Annotated in this window: 6 protein-coding genes; 3 read left to right on the forward strand and 3 right to left on the reverse strand. The window is 67.3% G+C overall.

All coding sequences use genetic code 11. From position 1 onward, the window contains the following. Window positions 1-74: DUF3618 domain-containing protein (locus A9X04_RS30140; RefSeq protein ID WP_156764588.1), on the reverse strand; the 74-nt coding region annotated here is incomplete at its 3' end. 98 nt (window positions 75-172) lie between these two features. Between A9X04_RS30140 and bcp the strand changes: the two genes are divergently transcribed. Then, entirely contained in the window at window positions 173-646 is a 474-nt protein-coding gene (gene bcp / locus A9X04_RS28830; protein ID WP_067928443.1) for a thioredoxin-dependent thiol peroxidase, read from the forward strand. Window positions 647-670: 24 nt separating this feature from the next. Here the strand turns inward: bcp and A9X04_RS28835 are convergent, their stop codons facing one another. After that, window positions 671-1,027 carry an MmpS family transport accessory protein gene (locus A9X04_RS28835; protein ID WP_082975311.1) on the reverse strand — a complete coding sequence of 119 codons (357 nt, stop codon included), beginning with the start codon at window positions 1,025-1,027 and terminating at the stop codon, window positions 671-673. Window positions 1,028-1,217: 190 nt separating this feature from the next. Between A9X04_RS28835 and A9X04_RS30735 the strand changes: the two genes are divergently transcribed. Both A9X04_RS30735 and A9X04_RS28840 read left to right on the forward strand, forming a co-directional pair. Beyond that, window positions 1,218-1,505, forward strand: a complete 288-nt coding sequence (locus A9X04_RS30735; protein ID WP_142393409.1) for a hypothetical protein — start codon at window positions 1,218-1,220, stop codon at window positions 1,503-1,505. 54 nt (window positions 1,506-1,559) lie between these two features. After that, on the forward strand, window positions 1,560-2,066 hold the full coding sequence (locus tag A9X04_RS28840) for a DUF3060 domain-containing protein (RefSeq protein WP_067928449.1): 507 nt from the start codon (window positions 1,560-1,562) through the stop codon (window positions 2,064-2,066). A gap of 26 nt (window positions 2,067-2,092) precedes the next feature. On the opposite strand, the gene A9X04_RS28845 is transcribed toward A9X04_RS28840, so the two are convergent. Continuing rightward, window positions 2,093-3,056: M20/M25/M40 family metallo-hydrolase (locus A9X04_RS28845; protein ID WP_067928451.1), on the reverse strand; the 964-nt coding region annotated here is incomplete at its 5' end.

Genomic DNA, 3,056 nt, shown 5'->3' on the forward strand with positions numbered 1-3,056 from the left:
TCGACGGTGGCCGCCAGCTGGTCGCGGGCGACGTCGATGTCCCGCTTGATGGCCTCGGGGTCCCGGTCCGCCACGTGTCTGTCCTCCCAATCGGCCTGATGCACCTGACGCACTACCCTAGATCAGCTGGCGGTAACCCCCACGCTCCGGTGAACAGAAAGGGGCCCAGAAGATGGCCGAGACCACGCGGCTTGCGCCGGGCGACAAAGCGCCCTCCTTCAGCCTGCCCGACGCCGACGGCAACCAGGTGTCGCTGGCCGACTACAGGGGGCGCCGCGTCATCGTGTACTTCTACCCGGCGGCCTCCACGCCGGGCTGCACCAAGCAGGCCTGCGACTTCCGCGACAACCTGCACGAACTCAGCGACGCCGGCCTCGACGTGATCGGCATCTCCCCCGACAAGCCGGAGAAGCTGGCCAAGTTTCGTGACGCCGAGAAGCTGACGTTCCCGCTGCTGTCGGATCCCGAGCGCAAGGTGCTGACGGCCTGGGGCGCCTACGGCGAGAAGCAGATGTACGGCAAGACCGTGCAGGGCGTGATCCGCTCGACCTTCGTGGTCGACGAAAAGGGCAAGATCGCCCTCGCGCAGTACAACGTCAAGGCCACCGGGCACGTCGCCAAACTGCGCCGCGACCTCGAGGTGTGAAGCCCGGAGCGGTAACCGCTCCGGTTAGGCAGCGCACTGCGCCAGGCCGGCTTCGCCCGTGCCCGTCGTGGATTTGGTGTCCTTCACGGTCCCGTTGACCGTGATGGTGCAGGTGGTCTTTTGACCGGTCGGGTTCGCGGCAACGGTCAGCACTGCCGTGGGACTGGCGTCCTTGCTGGTGAATGAGATGGACCACGGCACGGGCTGATTGGTCAGCGTCTGCAGGACACCTGTCGCTTCGATGTACGACACCGCCGCCAACGGCGCGTCCGAGGTGACGGTGTACACGACCACGTCGCCCGGCGCGGCGACCGCATCTGGCGCCGTTATCAGTGACGCTGAAACCAATACTGCGGAGGCCGCAGCGAACGGTGTCTTCATCGGTGCTCCTTTCTTGCCCCCGCTGACCCGTACTTTGCGCTGCTTGCGGCATCTCGGCAACTTCACCGCGGCAGCGTTGCAGCAACGGCGCTGGGCAGAAACTGGGATCGGTAGCCGCAAGCCGACGCCAAGAATTTCGCAAGTGGTTCGCCGCAACGTACGGCGCGATCGGCAACGAGAGGATTTTCCGATGAATACACCCCGGCGTCGGATCGTCGGGGCGGCGATGCTTTCCGGCGGCGTAGCGGTGGCCGGTCTGGGCTTGGCCGTACCCGCCCAAGCTGGCCCGTCCTACTGGCACTACTGCCCCGGCCAGAAATGGGGATACACGGTTCCGATACCGCCAGGATTCGACCTGAGCGTGTGCCACTGGTTCGCCGTCACAGTTCAGAACGGCCCGTCGGGCCCGGTGTATCACTTCGCGGAGGCTGACCCGGCGCAAGTGCCCCCGCCGGCGCCCGGCTTCCCGTGGCCGTAACGGTCAGGCCACCGACCATTGCACTCTGCACAGGCCGAAGCGGATCATGTAGCCGTGGACGCGGACGACCCCGAGCAATACATTCGCGACCTTGAGCGCGGCGCCGGCCGAACACCAGGGGCAGCGCCGCGGCCGCCCGGCACACCCAGCGGTCAAGACTTCGGCGGTCCGCAGAAGTTCGGCGATATCGCGAAGCTCGCGATTACGCGGCGATGGAAGCTGATCTTGGGCCTGTGCGCGGTAGCGTCGGCGTTGGCGATCGCGTTCTTCTTGAGTCACGCCGGCACCACCGTGCAGGGAAACCTCGTAATGATCAACAGCGGCGCGAAAGACAAGATCGACTGCAACGGCGGAGACCTGAAGCTGGACGGCGACAACAACACCTACACCGTCACCGGCAACTGCGACAGGCTGGAGATCTTCGGCAGCGGGAATCACGTCGCCGCCGACAGCGCCGACACCATCGACGTTTTCGGCGACGACAACGCGGTGACATACCACTCGGGCGCACCGAGGATCGAGAAGACGGGAAACAACAACCTCGTGTCTCAGCGGCGGTAAAGCGGCTGCTACTTAAGGGGCCACCGTCAGCCCAGGTTGGCCAGCAGCAGCGCCTCGGCGACAGCGGCGCGTTCCAGCACCCCCAGATGCAGGCTTTCGTTGATGCTGTGCGCCTGGGTGGCGGGGTCCTCGACGCCGGTGACCAGAATCTTGGCCTGCGGGAAGGCTGCGGCGAATTCGGCAATGAACGGGATGGAGCCACCCATGCCCATGTCGATCGGGTCGGTGCCCCACGCCTGCCGGAAGGCCGCCCGGGCGGCGTCGTACACCGGGCCGCTGGCATCGATGGCGTAAGGCTCGCCGATGTCGCCGCGGGTGACGGTCACCCGCGCACCCCACGGTGCGTGCTTTTCCAGATGTGACGTCAGCGCATCCAGGTGTGCCCCGGCGTCACCCCCGGGCGCGACCCGCATGCTGATCTTTGCCCGCGCTCGCGGGATCAACGTGTTCGACGCCTTGTCGATGGGCGTGGTGTCGATGCCGATCACGGTGATCGCGGGCTTGGCCCACAGCCGCTGCGGCGCCGAACCCGAACCGATCTCGGACACCCCGTCCAGCAGACCGGAGTCCGCCCGCACCCGCTCGGGCGGGTAATCCACGGCGGCTGCGGCGCTTTCGTGCAGACCGGCGACGGCGACGTTGCCGTCATCGTCGTGCAGGCTGGCCAGCAGCCGCACCAGCACGCTCAGCGCGTCGGGCACTACCCCGCCCCAGATGCCGGAGTGCAGGCCGTGGTCGAGCGTGGCGACCTCGACCACGCAGTCGACCAGGCCCCGCAACGAAACGGTCAGCGCCGGAACGTCGGTGCTCCAGTTGTCCGAGTCGGCGATGACGATCACATCGGCCGCGAGCGCGCCGCGGTGGGCGGCCAGCAGGCGGCCCAGCGACGGCGAGCCGGATTCCTCCTCGCCCTCGACGAAGACGGTCACGCCGACCGGCGGCTGCCCGCCGTGCGCCCGGAACGCCGCCAAATGCGTTGCGATGCCGGCC

It is taken from the genome of Mycobacterium sp. E3247 (genome assembly GCF_001667785.1).
Classification (GTDB): Bacteria; Actinomycetota; Actinomycetes; order Mycobacteriales; family Mycobacteriaceae; genus Mycobacterium.

Bases quoted from the DNA above. Each gene is read 5' to 3' on its own strand.
- A9X04_RS30735 (WP_142393409.1), top strand. From the start codon at position 1,218: ATGAATACACCCCGGCGTCGGATCGTCGGGGCGGCGATGCTTTCCGGC.
- A9X04_RS28835 (WP_082975311.1), bottom strand. From the start codon at position 1,027: ATGAAGACACCGTTCGCTGCGGCCTCCGCAGTATTGGTTTCAGCGTCA.
- bcp (WP_067928443.1), top strand. From the start codon at position 173: ATGGCCGAGACCACGCGGCTTGCGCCGGGCGACAAAGCGCCCTCCTTC.